This window comes from Methylobrevis pamukkalensis (assembly GCF_001720135.1).
In the GTDB taxonomy this organism is placed as follows: Bacteria; Pseudomonadota; Alphaproteobacteria; order Rhizobiales; family Pleomorphomonadaceae; genus Methylobrevis; species Methylobrevis pamukkalensis.
In genome coordinates this window covers 12,324-32,073 of record NZ_MCRJ01000039.1, presented here as the reverse complement: position 1 = coordinate 32,073, position 19,750 = coordinate 12,324, and the positions used below count along the sequence as shown (strand labels likewise).

Annotated in this window: 15 protein-coding genes and 1 pseudogene; 12 read left to right on the top strand and 4 right to left on the bottom strand. The window is 69.7% G+C overall.

Annotated features, from left to right (window positions below; all coding sequences use genetic code 11):
- Nucleotides 1–161 precede the first annotated feature (161 nt).
- The 4 genes and pseudogenes from A6302_RS08445 (at nt 162) to A6302_RS08430 (ending at nt 4,374) form a co-directional block, all read left to right on the top strand.
- Complete coding sequence (locus A6302_RS08445) at nt 162–1,187, top strand: ABC transporter ATP-binding protein (RefSeq protein ID WP_069306665.1); 1,026 nt, start codon at nt 162–164, stop codon at nt 1,185–1,187.
- A complete protein-coding gene (locus A6302_RS08440) occupies nt 1,184–2,128 on the top strand; it encodes an ABC transporter permease (RefSeq protein ID WP_069306664.1) in 945 nt (314 codons plus the stop codon). The genes A6302_RS08445 and A6302_RS08440 overlap by 4 nt, the downstream gene beginning before the upstream one ends.
- A complete protein-coding gene (locus A6302_RS08435; RefSeq protein ID WP_069306663.1) occupies nt 2,118–2,930 on the top strand; it encodes an ABC transporter permease in 813 nt (270 codons plus the stop codon). The genes A6302_RS08440 and A6302_RS08435 overlap by 11 nt, the downstream gene beginning before the upstream one ends.
- A 17-nt stretch (nt 2,931–2,947) precedes the next feature.
- Nucleotides 2,948–4,374: pseudogene (locus A6302_RS08430) on the top strand (gamma-aminobutyraldehyde dehydrogenase).
- Here the strand turns inward: A6302_RS08430 and A6302_RS22095 are convergent.
- Nucleotides 4,286–5,833, bottom strand: coding sequence for a fatty acid desaturase (locus A6302_RS22095; protein ID WP_141703558.1), 1,548 nt, complete (start codon nt 5,831–5,833; stop codon nt 4,286–4,288). The pseudogene A6302_RS08430 and the gene A6302_RS22095 sit on opposite strands and share 89 nt — an antisense overlap.
- 200 nt (nt 5,834–6,033) lie before the next feature.
- Here A6302_RS22095 and A6302_RS08420 point away from each other — a divergent pair, with 200 nt between their 5' ends.
- The 4 genes from A6302_RS08420 to A6302_RS08405 all read left to right on the top strand — a co-directional run bounded on the left by A6302_RS08420 (nt 6,034) and on the right by A6302_RS08405 (nt 11,484).
- Nucleotides 6,034–7,821, top strand: coding sequence for a hypothetical protein (locus A6302_RS08420; protein ID WP_141703556.1), 1,788 nt, complete (start codon nt 6,034–6,036; stop codon nt 7,819–7,821).
- Nucleotides 7,791–9,422, top strand: a complete 1,632-nt coding sequence (locus A6302_RS08415; RefSeq protein WP_141703554.1) for a hypothetical protein — start codon at nt 7,791–7,793, stop codon at nt 9,420–9,422. The genes A6302_RS08420 and A6302_RS08415 overlap by 31 nt, the downstream gene beginning before the upstream one ends.
- 163 nt (nt 9,423–9,585) lie before the next feature.
- Nucleotides 9,586–10,080, top strand: coding sequence for a hypothetical protein (locus A6302_RS08410; RefSeq protein WP_069306659.1), 495 nt, complete (start codon nt 9,586–9,588; stop codon nt 10,078–10,080).
- Between the two features lie 372 nt (nt 10,081–10,452).
- On the top strand, nt 10,453–11,484 hold the full coding sequence (locus A6302_RS08405) for a response regulator (protein ID WP_069306658.1): 1,032 nt from the start codon (nt 10,453–10,455) through the stop codon (nt 11,482–11,484).
- 434 nt (nt 11,485–11,918) lie between these two features.
- On the opposite strand, the gene A6302_RS08400 is transcribed toward A6302_RS08405, so the two are convergent.
- Nucleotides 11,919–12,308, bottom strand: a complete 390-nt coding sequence (locus A6302_RS08400) for an MmcQ/YjbR family DNA-binding protein (protein WP_069306657.1) — start codon at nt 12,306–12,308, stop codon at nt 11,919–11,921.
- Nucleotides 12,309–12,389: 81 nt separating this feature from the next.
- Here A6302_RS08400 and A6302_RS08395 point away from each other — a divergent pair, with 81 nt between their 5' ends.
- Complete coding sequence (locus tag A6302_RS08395) at nt 12,390–12,710, top strand: Dabb family protein (RefSeq protein WP_069306656.1); 321 nt, start codon at nt 12,390–12,392, stop codon at nt 12,708–12,710.
- 19 nt (nt 12,711–12,729) lie between these two features.
- On the opposite strand, the gene A6302_RS08390 is transcribed toward A6302_RS08395, so the two are convergent.
- Together A6302_RS08390 and A6302_RS08385 are read right to left on the bottom strand one after the other, a co-directional pair.
- The gene (locus A6302_RS08390; protein WP_069306655.1) at nt 12,730–13,656 is read right to left on the bottom strand and encodes a ChaN family lipoprotein; all 927 of its coding nucleotides are present in this window, start codon (nt 13,654–13,656) and stop codon (nt 12,730–12,732) included.
- A 120-nt stretch (nt 13,657–13,776) separates the two neighbouring features.
- Nucleotides 13,777–15,210: a DEAD/DEAH box helicase gene (locus A6302_RS08385; protein ID WP_245293989.1), complete on the bottom strand. Its 1,434-nt coding sequence runs from the start codon at nt 15,208–15,210 to the stop codon at nt 13,777–13,779.
- Between the two features lie 418 nt (nt 15,211–15,628).
- Between A6302_RS08385 and otsB the strand changes: the two genes are divergently transcribed.
- The 3 genes from otsB to A6302_RS08370 all read left to right on the top strand — a co-directional run bounded on the left by otsB (nt 15,629) and on the right by A6302_RS08370 (nt 19,692).
- Nucleotides 15,629–16,348, top strand: coding sequence for a trehalose-phosphatase (gene otsB, locus A6302_RS08380; RefSeq protein WP_069306653.1), 720 nt, complete (start codon nt 15,629–15,631; stop codon nt 16,346–16,348).
- Between the two features lie 78 nt (nt 16,349–16,426).
- Nucleotides 16,427–18,214 (top strand): glycoside hydrolase family 15 protein, encoded by a 1,788-nt coding sequence (locus tag A6302_RS08375; protein WP_069306652.1) that lies wholly within the window; start codon nt 16,427–16,429, stop codon nt 18,212–18,214.
- 110 nt (nt 18,215–18,324) lie between these two features.
- Entirely contained in the window at nt 18,325–19,692 is a 1,368-nt protein-coding gene (locus A6302_RS08370) for an alpha,alpha-trehalose-phosphate synthase (UDP-forming) (protein ID WP_069306651.1), read from the top strand.
- Nucleotides 19,693–19,750 lie beyond the last annotated feature (58 nt).

Here is a 19,750-nt window from a genome sequence, read left to right as displayed (position 1 = left end):
GGGGACGATGAAGGCGGCGATCTTGCTTCTCTCAAGACGTCTCGCCGAAACGCGCATCTGCCTGGTCGCTCGCCCTCGCCTCCTGCGTCCCCTCCCCCCTGGAGGGGGAGGGACAGGGAGAGGGGAGGCCGCAGATGACGGACAGCGCCGGATTCCCCCCCATGCACGCCGTCGAGCTCAGGTCCGTCTCGCGCCACTTCGGTCCGGTGAAAGCCGTGGACGCCGTCGATCTTGCCGTCGCGCCGGGGGAGTTCTTCGCGATGCTGGGGCCGTCCGGCTCGGGCAAGACCACCTGCCTGCGGCTGATCGCCGGCTTCGAGCAGCCGACCGCGGGCGACGTGTTCCTGTTCGGGGCCTCGCTCCGGGATGTTCCGCCCTACCGGCGCGACGTCAACACCGTGTTCCAGGACTATGCGCTGTTCCCGCACATGAGCGTCCTCGACAACGTCGCCTACGGGCTGATGGTCAAGGGCATCGGCCGCGCCGAGCGCCACCGCGCCGCCGGGGAGGCGCTCGAACTCGTCGCCCTGCCGGGCTATGGCGCGCGCCGGCCGGCGCAGCTGTCCGGCGGCCAGCGCCAGCGGGTGGCGCTTGCACGGGCGCTGGTCAACCGGCCGAAGGTGCTGCTGCTCGACGAGCCGCTCGGCGCGCTGGACCTGAAGCTCCGCGAACAGATGCAGGAGGAGCTGAAGCTGCTGCAGAAGGCGCTCGGCATCACCTTCGTCTTCGTCACCCACGACCAGGGCGAGGCGCTGTCGATGGCCGACCGGGTCGCCGTCTTCAACGACGGCCGGATTGCCCAGGTGGGAACGCCCGCCGAGGTCTATGCGCGGCCGCGCACGCGGTTCGTGGCCGATTTCGTCGGCTCGTCCAACGTGCTGCCGCCGGCGTTCTGCCGCCTCTTCGGCCGCAACGGCTGGGCGAGCCTGCGCCCTGAGGCGCTGACCTTCGCCGCCCCGGCTACCGGACCGTCCCATGCGGTCGCCGGCACGCTGGTCACGGAAAACTATCTCGGCGCCATGCGGCGGCTGGCGGTCGAGGCGCAAGGCCAGCGCCTGCATGCACTGGTGCCGGCCTCCGCCCCGGTGCCGGCGGCCGGTGCCGCCGTGACGCTGCATTTTTCCGCCGCCGACCTGCATCCGCTGGACGACGACCGCGTGTCGCCTGCAGGCGAGGGCGCGCGATGACCGCCGCGGCAGCCCTCGGGCCCGCGCCCGCCGGTCTGTCCGGCCGGTTCTCGGATGCCTTCTGGCGCCGGCCGGGCCTGCTGCTCGCCGCCCTCCTGATCCCGCCGCTGATCTGGCTCGGCATCATCTATGTCGGCTCGCTGCTGACGCTGCTGGCGCAGAGCTTCTTCTCGGTCGACGAGTTTTCGGGCCTCGTCGTCCACGAGCTGACCTTCAAGTCCTATCTGGAACTGCTCCGGCCCTCCAATTTCGACATCATCCTCCGCACCGTGACGATGGCAACGGCCGTGACGCTCGCCTCCGCCGTGGTCGCCTTCCCGGTCGCCTGGTATGCGGCGCGCCATGCGCGGGGGCGGTGGAAGGCGCTGTTCTATCTCGGCGTGATGCTGCCGCTCTGGTCGAGCTATCTGGTCAAGATCTACGCCTGGAAGCTGATTCTCGCGAAGGAAGGCATCCTCACCTGGCTGCTCGACGTGGCGCATCTGGGCTTCCTGCTCGAGGCGGTGCTGGCGCTGCCGGTGGTCGGCGGCACGTCGCTGTCGGTCAGCTACCTCGGTACCTTCCTCGTCTTCCTCTATGTCTGGCTGCCGTTCATGATCCTGCCGATGCAGGCGGCGCTGGAGCGGGTGCCCGGCAATCTCGTCGAGGCCTCCGGCGATCTTGGCGCCGATCCGCGCGCCACCTTCCGCCACGTGATCCTGCCGCTTGCCTTTCCGGGCGCCGTGGCCGGCTCGATCTTCACCTTCTCGCTGACGCTCGGCGACTACATCATCCCGCAGATCGTCGGCTCGTCGCGCCTGTTCATCGGCCAGGCCGTCTATGCCCAGCAGGGCACGGCCGGCAACCTGCCGCTCGCCGCCGCCTTCTCGGTGGTGCCGGTGGTGATCATGATGGTCTATCTCTCGCTCGCCCGGCGCACGGGGGCCTTCGATGCGCTCTGACGCCCCCCGCGCGCCGCGATTGCTGAAGATCGCCGCCTTCGCCGGCCTTGCCTTCCTGCACCTGCCGCTGCTGCTGATCTTCGTCTACGCCTTCACCACCGAGGAGCGCAGCTACCAGTGGCCGCCGCCGGGGCTGACGCTGAAGTGGCTCGCCGTCACCTGGAACCGGCCGGACGTGTGGGCCGCGCTCGGCCTGTCGATCAAGGTCGCGGCGATGGCGACGGCGATCGCCCTCGTGCTCGGCACGCTGACGGCGGCGGCGGTGTCGCGCACGCGCTTCTTCGGCCGCGAGACGATCTCGCTGCTGGTGATCCTGCCGATCGCGCTGCCGGGCATCGTCACCGGCATCGCCCTGCGCTCGGCCTACGGCGCCGCGGACATTCCGTTTTCGACCTTCACCATCGTCGTCGGTCACGCCACCTTCTGCATCGTCACGGTCTACAACAACGTGGTCGCCCGCTTCCGGCGCACCTCCGGATCGCTGATCGAGGCGTCGATGGATCTCGGCGCCGACGGCTTCCAGACCTTCCGCCACGTGGTGCTGCCGCAGATCGGCACGGCGTTGCTCGCCGGCGGCCTGCTCGCCTTCGCGCTGTCCTTCGACGAGGTGATCGTCACCACCTTCACCGCCGGCCAGCAGCAGACCCTGCCGATCTGGATGCTGGAGGAACTGATCCGGCCGCGCCAGCGCCCGGTCACCAACGTGGTGGCGATGGTGGTCGTGCTGGTGACGCTGCTGCCGATTCTGGCCGCCTATTATCTCACCCGCGAGGGCGTCGAGACCGCCGGCGCGGGGAAATGACAGAAAGGGGAACTCCCATGGACACGGACATGCTGATCGGCGCGGCGATGGTGGCCGGCGAGGAGCAGGAGGAGAAGATCCTCAACCCGCGCACCGCCGACCTGATCCTCGATCTGCCCGAGGCCTCGCCGGCGCAGATCGACGCGGCGGTGGCGGCCGCCGGCAAGGCGTTCGTCGCCTGGTCGCGGACGACGCCGGCCGAGCGTTCGGGCTACCTGCTGAAGATCGCGACGCGATCGAGGCCGATGCCGATGCCTTCGCCGCGCTGGAGGCGCTCAACTGCGGCAAGCCGATCAACGCGGTGCGCAATGACGAACTGCCGGCGATCGTCGACTGCTACCGCTTCTTTGCCGGCGCGATCCGCAACATGCAGGGCACGGTGGCCGGCGAGTATCTGCCCGGCTTCACCTCGATGATCCGCCGCGATCCGGTCGGCGTCGTCGGCTCGATCGCGCCGTGGAACTATCCGCTGATGATGATGGCGTGGAAGCTGGCCCCGGCGCTGGCCGGCGGCAACACCATCGTGTTCAAGCCATCCGAGCAGACGCCGCTGACAGCGCTGAAGATGGCCAAGCTCCTTGCCGACATCCTGCCCGAGGGCGTGGTCAACGTCGTGCTCGGGCGCGGCGAGAGCGTCGGCAACGCGCTGATCAACCATCCGGGCATCGGCATGGTGTCGATCACCGGCGACATCGCCACCGGCAAGAAGGTGCTGCTGGCCGCGGCAAAGACCGTCAAGCGCACCCATCTGGAACTCGGCGGCAAGGCGCCGGTGATCGTCTACGACGACGCCGATCTGGAGGCCGTGGTCGCCGGCATCCGCACCTTCGGCTTCTACAATGCCGGCCAGGACTGCACCGCCGCCTGCCGCATCTATGCGGCGAAGGGCATCTACGAGAAGCTGGTCGCCGACCTCTCGTCGGCGGTCTCGACCATCGCCTTTGCCCGCGACGACGACACGGAGAACGAGATCGGGCCGCTGATCTCGGCGCGCCAGCGCGACCGGGTGGCGAGCTTCGTGCAGCGGGCGGTGGAGACCGGCCATGTGGAGGTGACCACCGGCGGCCGGATGCACGACACCTCCGGCTTCTACTACGTGCCGACCGTGGTGGCGGGCGCGCGTCAGGACGACGAGATCGTGCGGCGCGAGGTGTTCGGGCCGGTGGTGTCGGTGACGCCCTTCGGCAGCGACGACGATCCGGTCGCCTGGGCCAACGACAGCGACTACGGCCTTGCCTCCTCGGTGTGGACGCGGGACGTCGGCCGGGCGATGACCGCCGCGGCCTCGCTGCGCTACGGCTGCACCTGGATCAACACCCACTTCATGCTCTGCAACGAGATGCCCCACGGCGGCGTCAAGCAGTCGGGCTACGGCAAGGACATGTCGCAATATGCGATCGAGGACTACACCGTCGTCCGCCACGTGATGATCGCCCACGGCTGAGGCGGAGACGGTTCCGCAGACGAGATGCGCCCGCCGGAGGAAGCTCCGGCGGGCGTTGTCGTTTCAGCCAGGCATCGCCTGCCCGGGTCACCCGGAGCCGGCCTGCCGCGGCGGGCCGTCGGTCCCGCTCATGAAGGCGGCCTGCCGGCAGAGGGCGCCGAGGAAGCCGAGGTGGACCCGCGACCAGCCGGCGGGGTCGATCCGGTTTTCCGCCCGGGCCTCCACCATCCGCGCCATGGTGTTGGTCCAGTCGTTGAACGGCTGGCCCGTCGCCAGGCCGCGTGATGCCAGCCATGGCCGACCATCGACGAGTCGAGCACCGCCAGCCGCGCCGGCACCTCGACCAGCAGCATGCCCGCCGCCCAGCCGAGCCAGGCCGCAGGGCCTCGCGAAGCGACAGCCCCGCCGCCGGCATCGACCGCCACGGGATGCGCTCATGGGTGCGCTCCACATAGGCGGCCAGCGTGTCCGCGCCCGCCGCATAGCCGTAGGGATGCTTGGTCAGCACCTGCATCAGGCTGGCGGCGTTGAGCAGCACCGTCCACGGCAGGCCGACGGCGGCCAGCCACGCCGGCAGGGGCAGCAGCAGCGCGCTGCCCGCGACCCCGGCGAGCGCCGCCAGACCGAGCAGGCGCCGGCCGGGCGTACCCGTCGCAAGGTTGGAGGCCAGACGCTGGCCGATCTTGCGGGCGTGCCAGCGCGGATCGACCAGCGTCAGGGCGAGCTTGCCCCAGAAGGCCCGCCTTGTGGCAAACCGTCCGCGCCAGAAACCGTCGGCCGCGAGATCGGCGCCGTCCGGATCCTCCAGGGTGCCGAGCCAGCGTTCGTCGTGGTGCCGGCGGTGGTCGCGGCCGTAGTCGATGCCGTTGCGGGTCAGCGACAGGGCGCTCGCCAGGTCCATGATCCGGTCGGAGATCCGCTGCGCCCCCTGCGCCGGGGTGCCCCGTGCCTTCAGCGCCTTCACGATCACGCCGTGGGTCGCCTCGTGGACATGGCCGACGCTGGCCCGGCGCAGGCGCCCGGTGACCCCGAGCGCGCCGTAGGCGGCCAGCGGCAGGGCGAGCAGCCCGGCCCCGCCGCTGGCGGCGACCATCGCACCGCCGGCGGCGAGGAGACCGAAGCCGGCGGCAAGGCCGAGGTCGCGCAGGGCCGCCCGGACCGGATCGAAGCCGGGGATCGGCCGGGCCAGATGGGGGAGCGCGGTCTGGGCGTCCATCACCGGCCGCAGCAGCGCCGGCAGCCGGTCGCGGTCGGCATAGACGAGGTTGAGTTCGGCGTTGCCTTCCCGCTCCGGGTCGAGCGGACCAGCCGGCGCCTTGCCCGCAACGGGCCCGGACGGGGACGGCGGGCAGGGGGAGCAGGGAGGCAGGATCGGGCCGGTCTGCCCGGCGGGGCACCCTGTCTCCTTCGCCCGGCAGGGGGCGGCGAGCGGGCAGGTGGTGCAGTCTTGTCTGGCCATGTCGGTCGCTTCCAGCTGAAGGCAGGGGCGCCGGATTGGCGTCTGCCTGATGCCGAGAAGGCCGCGGAAGGAACTTGAACTCTTGAGTAATCTGTTGAAATTCAAAGGTTTAATCTGAGTTCACTTTGAATGGGGCTTGTCAAATTCCTTGAAGGTTGCAGAATGAAATTATGCACGCATTGTTTGAGGTTGCCGGCGCCATGGCTCCGCAGACCAGCTACGTTCCCGAGTTCGAAACAAAGATCGACTTCCTCCTCGGACTGCACGCGGTCAGGCCTGACCGCGACGCGCTGCTGAAGATCGACCCGCGCTTTGCCGACATTGTCGACGTGGCCGTCAATGCAACGACGCTGCGCGACTGTCTCCTGGCGATGACGGGCGTCTCGGTGAGCAAAGGGAGCCTGTCCGGATGGCGCCGGGGTGAGCAGCCGAACAAGGTCGGATACGCGGCGAACCGCGCGATCGCCCGCCTCTACGGATTTGCTCCGCCGCTGTCGCCCGGCCAGACGAAGATTGCCGATGCGGACTGGCGCCGCTGGTGGGCCGAGGTGTGGCCGACATGGGGCCTGGATGGGGAATATGTGAAGGACTGCGAGAACGGCCGAAGCGGACAGACATTCATCGCGGCCTACCGGCAGGCACTCTCCGACGGACGCCTGCGGTTCGACGGCACCCTCGTCCTGCCAACCCGACCTGCGCGCAACATGCCCCTGGCCTCCTCCGAGGCGGCGTCTTCTGCCCCGCAGGCGCCCTCTGCCCCGACACCCTCCGACCCGGCGCTTCCACCTGTCGCGGGAGCGCCCGATGCGCCTCGCGCTCCCCGCTTCGGCTGGCGGCGCGGTACACCATTCCTGCTGCTGGTCACCGCCGTGTCCGCCTGGCTGGTGCTGGCCGTGATGCCATCGCCGGACCGGGCCGCGCGCCTGCCCGATCCCCCTCCGCCCGCGGCCGGGACGATCGCCGGCGACTGCCTGCCGATCGCCGGCGATGTCACGGTGACGGCGCAGCCTGCGGCCGCCGAGGCCGCCACACCCGCCGCCGTCACCGTGGCCTGCGATGCGTCCGGTCGTTTCACGGCCACCCCGCCGGGCATTGCCGGGGCGGCCGACCTGTCGCAGACGCTGCGCGGCCGCAAGGTGGCCTTCGTCGCCGCCACGGATGGCGCCGGCAATCCGCTGCCCGCGCGGTACCGCCCCCTGCTGTCCCCGGCCGGCAGCGCCTTCGTCGCCCGCTGGTACCGGCTCCGTCCGACCTGCCCGGCGGGGATGGCGTCTTTCCGGGCCGAATGGCGGCTGGGGCAGGCCGGACTGGATTGCGCCCGTGCCGTAGACGATGCGCAGCCCCTGCTGGTCTCCTTTGCCGGCCCCGGGCCGGACCGCCTGACGGTGACCTTTCAGGACGCTGCGGGAACCGCCGGGAAGCCGATCTTGGTCCACCTGATGCCGGCGTGGCCGGAGGAGGTCGATCTGGCGACGGTCCTTGCGCAGGAGGCCACCCTTCCGGCCGAGGACGCCGACGCCCCGGAGTTGCCGCTGCGCCCGGACCTCACCTCCGCCGACGTGGTGACCGATCCCGACGGGGGCCGGCGCTTCCTGCGCGATCCCTGGCGCCACGGCAGCCTCGGGACGTGGACGACGCGCGCGCCGCGCGATCCGGTCGGCGCGCTGCTGGCCCGGGTGCGCAGCGTGGACGGCGACGGATGGCGGATCGCCACGGCGGCCGAGATCGAGAGCCTTGCGGCGCGGCTCGGCCCGGACCGGTTCACTGCCGCGTTCCTCGCGGTCGTCGATCCGCTGGGCGCGCGCACCCTCGCCGGTCTTGCCGCCGATCCGACGTGTGACGGCGGCTACCGTCTCGCGCAATGGTACGCATATCTTCATGATACAAACCATGACGGGTATGATCGCTGGCGATCGCCGTCAGGATGCTGGCGGCAGGACGGGAAGGATGCGGGGCTGTGGCTCGTCGAGGACATCGGTCGATCCTGAAGGCGCCCGCCGCCGTGTGCCGGCGGGACAACCGCCGTGCGCCTCGGGCCGTACTTGGCCCGATCGCGCTGGCGCTCCTGGCGCTGGCGGCAAGCCCGGGGCCGGCGGCGGCGGAGACCTGCCGCGCCTTCTTCATGGCCGAATACTGTTTCCCGGTCCGCTCGGTCATGGACCTGATGCCCGTCGACGATCTCGAGCGGCGCTTTGCGGAGGAGACGGCCCGTCTGGTGGAACGGCTCGACGTGCGGGAAGTGGCCCTGCCGCCGGAGGCCGATCTTGCCCTGCAGGAGCGCTGGCTGGTCGCCGTGGGCGATGCGGTCGACTACGCCTGGAAACACACCCTGCGCCTCACGCCCCAGCGGATTGCGCGCGAACGCAGCGCCCTGCCGTCCGAGGGGCAGGGATTCATGAACATGCTCGCCCGGATGGTGTCGGCGGGCGCGCTGCTGCGGCTGGAGTTCGATGCCGCGCGCGAAGGGCGCTACACGCTGCGCCGCGTCCGCGTGCACCGCGGCCGGCTCGTCGCCGGCATCCAGGCGATGTCGGCCGGTCTGCCGGCGGAATTCGCGCAGGCCGGGCAGGCGGCGGCAATGATGCTGGCGATGCTGCCGGATGACGGCGGCTATATCGACGCCGCCGACCTGGCGCTTCATCCGATGCTTGCGCCGCTGATGCCGCCGGGCAGCGGCAAGGCGGAAGAGATCGGCCGCATCCTGCTCGGCACCCTTGGCATCGAGGCGACGGCCGTGTTCTTCACCGCCTTCGACCAGCGGCTGCTGGAGCGCAACGACCGGATGTCGCACCGGGTGGTGGTCTACGATCCCGAGGGACCGGACCTTCCGTCGCCGCAGGTCACCTTCGACGGGCGGCTGCTGCTGCCAAGGCCCTATCTGGACCTGTTCAGCGACGACGAACTCGGCCTGCTGCTGCGGCACGAGGCGATGCACCTTGCCAAGCCCAACGTGCTGCTGACCCTGCAGATCGCCTACGAAATGGTGCGGTTCCGCTTCCCCGACCTCAACCCCGACATGGCGGCGACCTTCGCCTCCAACCTGTTCGGATACGACAACGCCTATCATCCGCGCGGCAGTTGCCCGATCAAGGTGCCTCCCGACGACGAGATGCTGATCGACTATGCCGTCCTGCAGCAGATGAAGTCCGATCCGGCGGCGATGGACCGCTACCAGGCGCTGCTGGAGCGGCTGCACCGGGAGTTCAATCCCGGCACCAACTCCGAGATGGATTTCCGCGTGCGCTATGCGCGGATCATTCGCGACGAGATCGATGCCGGCGACAGCCGCCGCTTCTCGCTCGAACAGGAGAATGCGGACCAGAGCGCCGCGATTCAGACCTACATGATGAAGGCGATCCAGAACTATGCAGCGAACGGCACGATGCCGACCATGGATGCCCTCCTCGACGAGGTCGAGCTCTATCCGAGCCTGCGGTTCGATGCCATGCGCATGCGCCTGATCATCGGCTACTACCGGATCTACGGCGGCGCGAAGAAGGCCGTGCGCAACGTTCCCGGTGCGTCCCGGCCGGCCGGCACCGACGACTGCGAGGCGCTCGGCCGCATGCTGCGCATGGAGGAACCCTGAGCCCATGATCGCCCCGCGAGTCGTCGTCGGTGCGGCCCTTGTCGCGGTCCTGCTGCTGTCGCCGGCTGGCGGACGTGCGGAGGCTGCCGGCGCCGGAGCGCCGATGCCATCCGGAGCCCGAGACGGGATCGGAGACGGGGCCAAAGACGGGGCGGGGGCGGTTGTGCGGGGGCTGGTGATCCCGGACAATCCGCTGGTGGCCCGTCCCGGGCTCGGCAACAAGCTCCGGCGCGGCCTGATCGACCTTCTGCTCTGGCTTCCGGCCGACGATGCCGCCCGCCACATCGGCCCGATCGCCGACGCGGCCGACCGGCTCAGCGCCGACGTGCTGCTGCTGCCGCTGGAGCGCGTCGATGACGACGACGCGGCGGCGGCCTTCGAGGCGGCCGGATGTCTCCACGTGTGGGCCGAACGGCCTGCCCCGTCGCCGGCAAGCGAGCTCTTCCTCAGCGTCTATGCCGATTCCGACCGGGTTTGCCGGCGGATCCCGATCCGCCCGGAGGAGGTGGTGGCCCTGCTGCGCCTGCTCGGCCGGGCCGAGGCCGGCCGTTGCCTGCAGGACCCCGGCTTTCGGCGAACGATCGCCGCGCGTCTGCCCGGCCTTTCGGTGTATGATGCCCTGCGCCGGACGGTGGTCGGCGCCTGTCCCGCGCCCTGAAGCCACCGGGTCCAGGTGGCTCCCCGGGCCGGCCCGCGCCCGCTCGCGCCCCCCGGTCCGCGGCAATCCTTTCCAGATCCTGAACAGCCGGCTCCGTCGTTAACCTTTTGTTAACCATGATGGCCGACGATCGAGAATCAGACTCCGCGTCGATTCAAGGCATCGGGAACAAGGTGCCGCGCCAGAACGCGAACGAACCCGGGAGAATACAATGGCTTTCGTCGATCCGGGCCACGGCTCCGGTGAGATGCGTGGCAAGGCGGGCAGCAGCGGGCGGCACGACGCGGCCACGCCGCTCGAGCGCCGTGTGCGTGTGCTCCTGCTCGATGACGACGTTGTCGATGCGCGGACCGTCCAGTATTACCTCGCAAGGTGCCGGGCTTCCATTTCGACGTGGTGCATGTGCAGACGGTCGAGGAGGCGCTGCGCGCCGTGCGCCAGGACAGTTTCGACCTGTTCCTCGCCGACTACTGGCTCGGCGCCGAAAGCTCCGTGTCCTTCGTCCGCGAAGTGGGCGCGCGCGAGGATGCGCCGCCGATCATCGTCTTCTCGCAGCTCGATCACAGCGACATCCAGGAGATCGGCTTCCGCGCCGGCGCGTCCGCCTTCATCAGCAAGGACCTGCTCGCGCCGGAACTGCTGGGCTCCACCCTGCGCAGCGTTCTCCACGACAGCCAGCGTCGCCAGGATCTGCGCTTCCGCCTGCTTGCCAGCGGTGACCGCGAGGTGGCCACCGCGCGCGGCGTGCTCGACTGGCTGACGACGCTGTCGGGACGGATCGACCGGATCCACACCGCCGCCGTCCTGTCGCGCGGCATGGTCGACGATGCCGGCGAGGCCGCGATGTTCGTCGACGACATCGTGCAGGCGGCCAGCGAGATCCGGCAGGATCTCTACGGCCGCGTCGCGCGGCTGCGCCAGAGCGCCCTGCTCGGCGAGCGGTCGCTGGCCCGGGTCGATGTCGCGGCGCTGGTGGCCGACACGGTGCGGGTGGTGCGTGCCGAAGCCGAGAAGCATGGGGTGCGGCTCGACTATGTGCACCCGAGCATTCCGGTGATGGTCGACTGCGACCCGGACGGCTTCAAGTGCGCGCTGCGACTGCTCCTGGTCGGGGCGATCCGCCACGGCGGCGGCCGGTCGGCGCTGAAGCTCCGCATCCGGATCGAGAACGGCGACCTCAAGGTCTGCCTGACGGAGCCGGGCGAGGTGCTGCGTCTCGACGACGACAAGGCCGCGGCCGACGGCGAACTGAGCCTGACCTCCTTCGTGCTCGATGATCACGTCTCGGCGCTGATGCTGGTCGAGGCGATGCTGGATCGCCAGGGCGGCCGGCTGGCCGTCGCACGCGGCGACGACGGCGCCTCGAACATCACGCTCTCGCTGCCGATCCGCCAGACAGCCTGAGCGGTTCCCCTTGCGGGCGATCACCCGGATCGCGACCGGCTGACCGTGGCCGGCCGAGGTCGCGGCTGTCGCGGCGGGAACTGTGCCGGAGCGTGCCGCTCGTCCAACGGCCTTCACGGCCTTGCCGGACACAAGAACCGTTCGCCGGCCTGCCGTGCGGACGCCGTCTGATCGGCCTTCCCCCCGACACCGAATGCCTTCGGACGCACTCTCGTTGCGTAGATGCATGCATGAAGCATGCAGACAGAAGGACTGGCGTGTGCAGCATCGGTGGCGCCGCCCCCCCCAGCCCCGCTGACGGCGCTCTGCCGACGCCGCATTTGCAGAGGAAAGGTGTCCGGAATTCGGCTGGTGGACTGGCGAGCCACGGACCCGCGCCGCCGCGTCTGTGGCCGGACGCGATCGCTCCTGCCGGCCTCCCTGCGACACGAGCGTCACGCCGCGCTGCCGTCAGCCGGCGGCACCGGATCGAGGCCGAACTCGCGCCGGGCCTTGCGGGTGAGGCCGGCGGCGACCAGTCTGTGCGAGTGGGCGAGGTAGGCGCGAAGGTCGTCGTCGGCCAGGCCGGGTTTCTCGAAATGCTGGATCCATTTCATGCCGCGCGAGGCGAGATAGGGCGCCGGCCGCAGGCCGGGCTGCGTCTTCAGCAGTTCATAGGAGAGGTCCGAGGTCTTGAAGGTGATGCGCGGCTCCGTCCCGTCCGCAAAGCCGCCGATGGCGAACACCTTGCTGCCGACCTTCCAGACATGCGCGCCGCCCCACTGCACCACATGGCTGGTGGCGGGCAGGCCTGCGCAGAAGGCATTGTAGCCGTCGAGGGTCATCGGTGTCGCTCCCGCCGCAAAAGACGCTATAAGCGGCGGCATCTTCTCAAGGTCCAGAACGATCCGGAACCCCTGCCTGCCATGATCCGTCACATCGTGTTCTTCTCGGCAAGAGACGCCGGCGACGTCGAGCGCATCCGCCGCGGCCTGTCGATCCTCACCGCCATTCCCCACGCCGACCGCCTCGAGATCGCGGTCAACAGCCGGGCCGACAGCCTGTCGGGCGACGTCGACCTCGTGGTCTATGGCGAGTTCGCGGATGCGGCCGCGCTCGAGGCCTACAAGGCGCATCCGCTCTACCAGCGCTCGATCGACCGGGTCCGCCCGCTGCGCGAGATGCGCATCGCCGCCGACTTCGACGCCGCGGATGCGGCCACCGTTCCGCTGGAGCCGACCGAGTAGAGCTCGCGGAGGGGGCGGGTCAGCTCGGCTTGCGCATGCCCTCGCAGGGATCGCCAACCGGGCTGTCGGCGAGGGTCGGCACCTCGATGTCGTGGAGCGGCTTGCCGAGGGCGTCGCGCTGGATGTCGCTCCGGTTGGCGACATAGGCGAGCGAGACCACATCCAGCTCCGGCGCGAGACGCTCCAGCACCGGAGGAAGCCCCCAGTCGCGGCGGGCATGGGCGGCGCCGGCGATCACCACGACCGGCCGGGCGGTCGGATCCTCGCCGAGGGCGGCCCGCGCCGCGTCGGCCATCGCCCCGTCGCGCAGGCGCTGCACATCGACCATCGCCCCGATCGCCTCCTCCGGAATCATCCCGCAGTGGGACGCTAGCAGCACGCCGGACAGATCCGCCAGATAGGCGGCGGGCAGATCGTCGTCGAGGCCGTAGCGGGCGCGCTCCGCGGCCGGAAGGCCGGCGGTGCCCTCGCGGCCAACGCGGCGGCGCGCCTCGCGGGGCAGGTCGCCGCCAAGGATCGGTCCGCCGGCGGCAAGGGCCGCGGCGATCACCGGCGCGTAGAGCGGCCAGTCATTCCAGTTGTCGGTCCAGGAGACGGCCTCGGCGAAGTCCTGCGCGGGCCTCGAGGCGGCGCGGAAGGCGTCGATCGCCGGCTGCTGGGCGCGGGTGAGCATCTCGAACACCACCGGCGGACGGCGACCCTCCCGGGCCAGCATCGCGATCACCGCAGCCTGGCGGTGGTGATGGTCGGCGCTGTCGTGGATCTCGCCGAGGATGACCACGTCGGCCTCAAGGAGACGCCGGTCAAGGGCGTCCGCATCGAGCGGACGGCCGGTCGCGGTGTCGATTGCGGCGTCGGACGCGGCGGCCGCAGCCGGGCCGGCGAAGGCGATCGCCAGCAGTGCGGCGAGGAGAGGCCGGGCGAGGTGTCTGGCAGGTGTCGTCATGGAGGCAGCATGTAGCGCTGGCTGCGGGAACGTAAAGACGGACCGCCGCCATTCCGACGCGAAGGCGGACCGAAACGAGAAAGACCCGCCGCATCACTGCGACGGGTCTTTCCAACTCTGTCAGGCCGGGATCAGCGACCCCGGCGAGGATCGATCAGCGGGCGGCGCGCGGCGCGCTGTTGCCGCCGCGGCGCATCGGGCGCTCGGCGCCGTCACGGGTCGCTCGCGGCCGGCCACGGCTGCGGCGAGGGCGGCGGGGCCACCCGGAGCCGGCTGATGCGACGGACGCGACTGACCATGACCCGACGGCTTGCCGTGGGACGAGGGCTTGCCGGAGCGGTTCTGCTGCGGACGGCCGCCGCGCGGGGCGCGCACGTCGGAATGCTCGTGACGGGCACGATCTTCCGGCGAGGCCTCGACGTTGCCGACGACGGTCAGCGGACGCTTGGTCAGGCGCTCGATCGCCTTGAGGGCGGACCGCTCGGACCCGTCGCAGAAGGAGATGGCGATGCCCTCGGCGCCGGCACGGGCGGTGCGGCCGATGCGGTGCACGTAGCTTTCCGGCTCGACCGGCAGGTCGTAGTTGATGACGTGGCTGACTTCCGGCACGTCGATGCCGCGGGCGGCCAGGTCGGTGGCGACCAGCACGCGCACTTCACCGTCGCGGAAGCCCTGCAGCGCCCGCTGGCGGGCACCCTGGCTCTTGTTGCCATGGATCGCGGAGGCAACGACGCCGCCCTTTTCCAGCTGCTCGGCCACCCGGTTGGCGCCGTGCTTGGTGCGGGTGAAGACGATGACGCGGCTGTAGGCGGCATCGGCCAGAAGATCGGCAAGCAGGCTGCGCTTGGCGGCCGTCGGCACGAAGTAGAGGCGCTGGTCGATGCGCTCGACGGTGACCACCTGGGGGGTGACGGCGACGCGGTCCGGATCGCGCAGCACTTCCATCGCGAGGTGCTCGATTTCCTTCGGCATGGTGGCCGAGAACAGCAGCGACTGGCGGCCTTCCTTCGGCGCCAGCTTGACGATGCGGCGCACGTCGCGGATGAAGCCCATGTCGAACATGCGGTCGGCTTCGTCGAGGATCAGGAACTCGATGCTGTCGAGGCGCACGAGGCGCTGCTCGACGAGATCGAGCAGCCGGCCCGGGGTGGCGACGACGATGTCCATGCCCTGCGACATGGCCTTGACCTGCGGACCCTGGCCGACGCCGCCGAAGATGGTCGTGTGGCGGGTGCGGGTGTGCTGGCTGTACTTGCCGATGCTCTCGGCGATCTGCACCACGAGTTCACGGGTCGGGGCGAGGATCAGGGCGCGCATGGAGCGGGCCGTCGGGCGCTTCGGGTTGGCGGCGAGAAGATCGAGCAGGGGCAGCGCGAAGGCCGCGGTCTTGCCGGTGCCGGTCTGGGCGAGGCCCAGAAGGTCGCGGCCGGTGAGGACCTTCGGGATCGCCTGCGTCTGAATCGGGGTGGGCGTCACGTAACCGGAGTCGGCGAGGGCGCGACAGAGCGGCTCGGAAAGCCCGAGAGCGGAGAAAGTGTTGGTGATGTCGTTCAAGGTCGTCCTGTTCAGCAAGCCTTGTCCGCGCACCGCAGGTTGCGGCGCCGGGGGCTGGCGCGTTCGTCCACTGACCACGCGCAACTGGACAGACGGAGAATTTCGGAATTTTGAGCCGCGGTGATGAAGGCCGATGGTCGGCACTCTGAAGCGCGCACCGCGATGCAAGGCAACATGTGCGCGCTTCAGGGGGAAAAGTCAACCCTTCGCAAATGCAGCATGAACGGGCGCGGTGCAGCGATGCGCCGTGGCGATTTGCCATCCCGGCGCTGTCGCGCTACCTGATCGGGATCATGCCGAAGGCTTGATGCGTTGAAGAGAGCGAGCAGACACTGACGAACCCGGTCTCATGACACTCGACACCAGCGACACGACGCCCCCCGATCGCCGCGAACCCCAGGGAGCCGAGAGGCCTCGCATGAGCTATCCTCGTCTTCCGGCCCGGCCGGCGCTGTTTCTAGATTTCGACGGCACGCTGGTCGATCTGGCGCCCACCCCGGACGCGGTCGTCGTTCCCTCCGGGCTTGCCCACCTGCTGCAGCGCCTCGCCGATCGGCTCGACGGCGCGCTGGCAGTCGTCTCGGGCCGGCCCGTCGCGGAGATCGATGCCTTCCTCGCGCCGACCGAGCTTCGTGCCGGCGGGCTGCACGGGCTCGAATGGCGCGAACGCCCGGGCGTGGCCGTGATGCAGGCCCCGGCGCCAATCTCGCTCGACGTGTTCCGCGCCCGCCTTGCCACCTCCGACCTGCTGCGCGACGGCCTGCTGGTCGAGGACAAGAAGGTTGCCATCGCCGTTCACTACCGCGCCCGCCCCGACCTCGGGTCGCTGGTGCGCGAGACGATCACCGGCTGGCTCGAGGGCGTCGACGATCTCGCCGTGCTCGACGGCAAGATGGTGGTCGAGGTCAAGCCCCGCGCCGTCTCCAAGGGCACGGTCGTGCAGCGCTTCCTGGCGATGCCCGCCTTCGAGGGGCGGGTTCCGGTGTTCGTCGGCGACGACGTCACCGACGAGGACGGCATGCGCGCCGCCGCGCGGGCCGGCGGCTTCGGCGTCAAGGTCGGCGAGGGGCCGAGCGGGGCGAGCTACCGCCTTGCCGATGTGCCGGCCGTCCGCACCTGGCTCGCCTCGCTCGAGTGATCCTCCGCCTTTCGTTCATGGGTGCGCGGATCGACCGGCGCCCCGTCCCAAGCCCTCACCGATCTTCAGGATGCGCCCATGAGCTCTCTGGAACTTGCCCTCATCGGAAACTGCGCCATTGCCGGCCTCGTCGACAGGAAGGGCCGGATCGTCTGGACCTGCTGGCCCCGGCTCGACGGCGATCCCATCTTCCACGCCCTGCTCGGCACCTCGACCGACAATCCCCATGACGGGGCCTTCACCATCGAGCTCGAAGGGTTCGCCCGCTCCGAGCAGGTCTATGACGAGAACACCGCGATCGTCCGGACCCGGCTGTTCAACTCGGACGGCGACGCGATCGAGATCGCCGACTTCATGCCGCGTTTCGAGGCGCGGGGACGCTCCTTCCGCCCGACGGCGCTGGTGCGCCGGGTGCGGCCGATCGCCGGCCGGCCGCGCATCCGCGTCCGCTGCCGTCCGCGCTTCGACTGGGGGCGGATCACCCCGGCGGTGACCACCGGCTCCAACCACATCCGCTATGTCGGCGGCGACGTCGTCCTCCGGCTCAACACCAATGCACCGATCACCTATCTGCGCGAGGAAACCGCCTTCCTCATCGACCGGTCGCTGTCCTTCTATCTCGGCCCGGACGAGACCCTGACGGACGGCGCCGACACGCTGTGCCGGATGTTCGAGGAGAACACCGCCGAGCACTGGCGCCGCTGGACGCGGCGGCTGTCGCTGCCCTTCGAATGGCAGGAGGCCGTGATCCGGGCGGCGATCACGCTCAAGCTCAACACCTTCGAGGAGACCGGCGCGATCATCGCCGCCGTCACCACCTCGGTGCCGGAAGCGGCCAACACGTCGCGCAACTGGGACTATCGCTACTGCTGGCTGCGCGACGCCTTCTTCGTGATCCGGGCGCTCAACTCGCTGTCGGAAATGGAGACGATGGAGAACTATCTCCGCTATCTCCAGAACGTGATCGCCGGCTGGGACGGCGGCGAGCATTTCCAGCCGCTCTACGGCATCGCGCTGGAGCGTCACCTCACCGAGGAGATCGTCGACCTGCCTGGCTATCGCGGCATGGGCCCGGTGCGGGTCGGCAACCAGGCCTGGGAGCACCACCAGTACGACGTCTACGGCAACATCGTGCTCGGCGCGGCGCAGGCCTTCGTCGACAAGCGGCTGCTCAACCCGGCCGGGGTCGAATCCTTTGCCGTGATGGAGCGGATCGGCGAGGAGGCCTTCCGCTGCCACGACCGGCCCGACGCCGGCATGTGGGAACTGCGGTTCCGCGCCCGGGTCCACACCACGTCGTCGCTGATGTGCTGGGCGGCGCTCGACCGCCTCGCCAAGGTCGCGCAGCATCTCGGGCTCGGCGAGCGCGCCTCCTACTGGCGCGGCCGGGCCGAGACGGTGCGGGCGGCGATCATGGACAAGGGATGGAACAACAGCCTCGGCACCTTCGTTGAGAGTTTCGGGGGAAATGATCTCGACGCCGGTCTGCTGCTGATGGCCGAGGTGAACTTCATCGATCCGAAGGACCCGCGCTTCGTGGCGACGGTGGACGCCATCGCCGCCAAGCTGCGGCGCGGCAACCACATGTTCCGCTACCACGCCGCGGACGATTTCGGCGAGCCGGAGAACGCCTTCAACATCTGCACCTTCTGGTACATCGACGCGCTCGCCCGCATGGGCCGGCGCGACGAGGCGCGCGAGATCTACGAGACGATGCTCGCCTGCCGCAACCACGTCGGCCTCCTCTCGGAGGACGTGACGACGGCGACCGGCGAGCTGTGGGGCAACTTCCCCCAGACCTATTCGATGGTCGGCATCATCAACGGTGCCGTCCGTCTGTCGGGAGGATGGGACCGGGTGGTGTGATCCATCCGTGGGGTGCGGTGGCGGCGTCGGCATTCCCGCTGCGCCTCCCGTCCTGACGAGGGCCGTCCTGCCGGATCTCCGGCGTCGGTCCGCAGCAGCAGAGGGGGAGCATGGGCAAGCTGATCGTCGTTTCGAACCGGGTCGGTCCGCTGAAGGACACCGGCAAGGCCGGGGGCCTCGCGGTCGCGCTGGTCGATGTGCTCCGTGACCGGGGCGGCGTGTGGTTCGGCTGGTCCGGGCAGGTGTCGGAAGAGGGCACCTTCGGCGACTTCAAGATCGAGAGGAGCCGCAACGTCGAGATGGCGACGCTCGACATCACGAAGGCCGACTACGAGGAATTCTACGCCGGCTATGCAAATCGGACCCTGTGGCCGATCCTGCACTACCGGCTCGATCTCGCCGAGTTCGACCGCCCGTTCGAGCAGGGCTATCGCCGGGTCAACGAGCGTTTCGCGACGCGGCTCAGGACGATGCTCGATCCGGACGACATGATCTGGATCCACGACTATCACTTCTTCCCGATGGGCGGACAGCTGCGGTCGATGGGGGTGGAAAACCGCATCGGCTTCTTCCTGCACATTCCCTTCCCGAACCCGGACATCATCACCGCGCTGCCGCGTCACGCGGCGCTGGTGCGCTCGATGCTCGCCTATGACGTGATCGGCTTCCAGAGCCAGCGCGACCGCAACCATTTCGTCGAGTATCTGGTGCAGGAGGCCGGCGGCGAGCGGATCGACGAAAGCCGGGTGATGGCCTTCGGCCGCGAGGTCACGGTCAAGGCCTACCCGATCGGCATCGACACCGAGGGCTTCGCCGCCTTCCCGGCCACCGTCGAGGGGCGCCGCCAGATCCAGCGCATCCGCAGCGTGCTCGGTCCGCGCAAGCAGATCGTGGGCGTGGACCGGATCGACTATTCCAAGGGCATCCCGCATCGCTTCCGCGCCTTCGAGCGGCTGCTGGAGGACTATCCGGAAAACCGCGGCGGCGTCAGCCTGCTGCAGGTCGCCCCGCCGTCGCGCTCCGAGGTGATGGCCTACAGCGAGATCCAGCGCGAGCTGGAGCATCTTGCCGGCCAGATCAACGGCCGCTTTGCCGACGTCGACTGGACGCCGATCCGCTTCATCGTCCGCGGCTTTCCGAGAAAGGCGCTGGCCGGTCTCTACCGCGCCAGCCGCATCGGCCTCGTCACGCCGCTGCGCGACGGCATGAATCTCGTCGCCAAGGAATATGTGGCGGCCCAGGACCCGGAAGATCCCGGCGTGCTGGTGCTGTCGCGCTTTGCGGGCGCCGCCGAGGAGCTGCGCGAATCGGTGATCGTCAACCCCTACGCCACCGAGGAGGTTGCCGCCTCGCTGCAGACGGCGCTGCAGATGCCGATCGACGAGCGCAAGCATCGTCATGGCGCGATGTTCGAGCGGATGATGCGCAACGACGCGCGCAAGTGGGCCAATGACATCCTTGCCGATCTGGCAGGTTGAGGGCACATGCCGCGCCATGCACGTAGTGCATGGGTTTTCGCCAACATCGCTGGATATC

Coding starts and splice junctions, on each gene's coding strand:
- A6302_RS08445 (WP_069306665.1), top strand. CDS start 162: ATGCACGCCGTCGAGCTCAGGTCCGTCTCGCGCCACTTCGGTCCGGTG.
- A6302_RS08440 (WP_069306664.1), top strand. CDS start 1,184: ATGACCGCCGCGGCAGCCCTCGGGCCCGCGCCCGCCGGTCTGTCCGGC.
- A6302_RS08435 (WP_069306663.1), top strand. CDS start 2,118: ATGCGCTCTGACGCCCCCCGCGCGCCGCGATTGCTGAAGATCGCCGCC.
- A6302_RS22095 (WP_141703558.1), bottom strand. CDS start 5,833: ATGGCCAGACAAGACTGCACCACCTGCCCGCTCGCCGCCCCCTGCCGG.
- A6302_RS08420 (WP_141703556.1), top strand. CDS start 6,034: ATGGCTCCGCAGACCAGCTACGTTCCCGAGTTCGAAACAAAGATCGAC.
- A6302_RS08400 (WP_069306657.1), bottom strand. CDS start 12,308: ATGACCCTCGACGGCTACAATGCCTTCTGCGCAGGCCTGCCCGCCACC.
- A6302_RS08395 (WP_069306656.1), top strand. CDS start 12,390: ATGATCCGTCACATCGTGTTCTTCTCGGCAAGAGACGCCGGCGACGTC.
- A6302_RS08390 (WP_069306655.1), bottom strand. CDS start 13,656: ATGACGACACCTGCCAGACACCTCGCCCGGCCTCTCCTCGCCGCACTG.
- otsB (WP_069306653.1), top strand. CDS start 15,629: ATGAGCTATCCTCGTCTTCCGGCCCGGCCGGCGCTGTTTCTAGATTTC.
- A6302_RS08375 (WP_069306652.1), top strand. CDS start 16,427: ATGAGCTCTCTGGAACTTGCCCTCATCGGAAACTGCGCCATTGCCGGC.
- A6302_RS08370 (WP_069306651.1), top strand. CDS start 18,325: ATGGGCAAGCTGATCGTCGTTTCGAACCGGGTCGGTCCGCTGAAGGAC.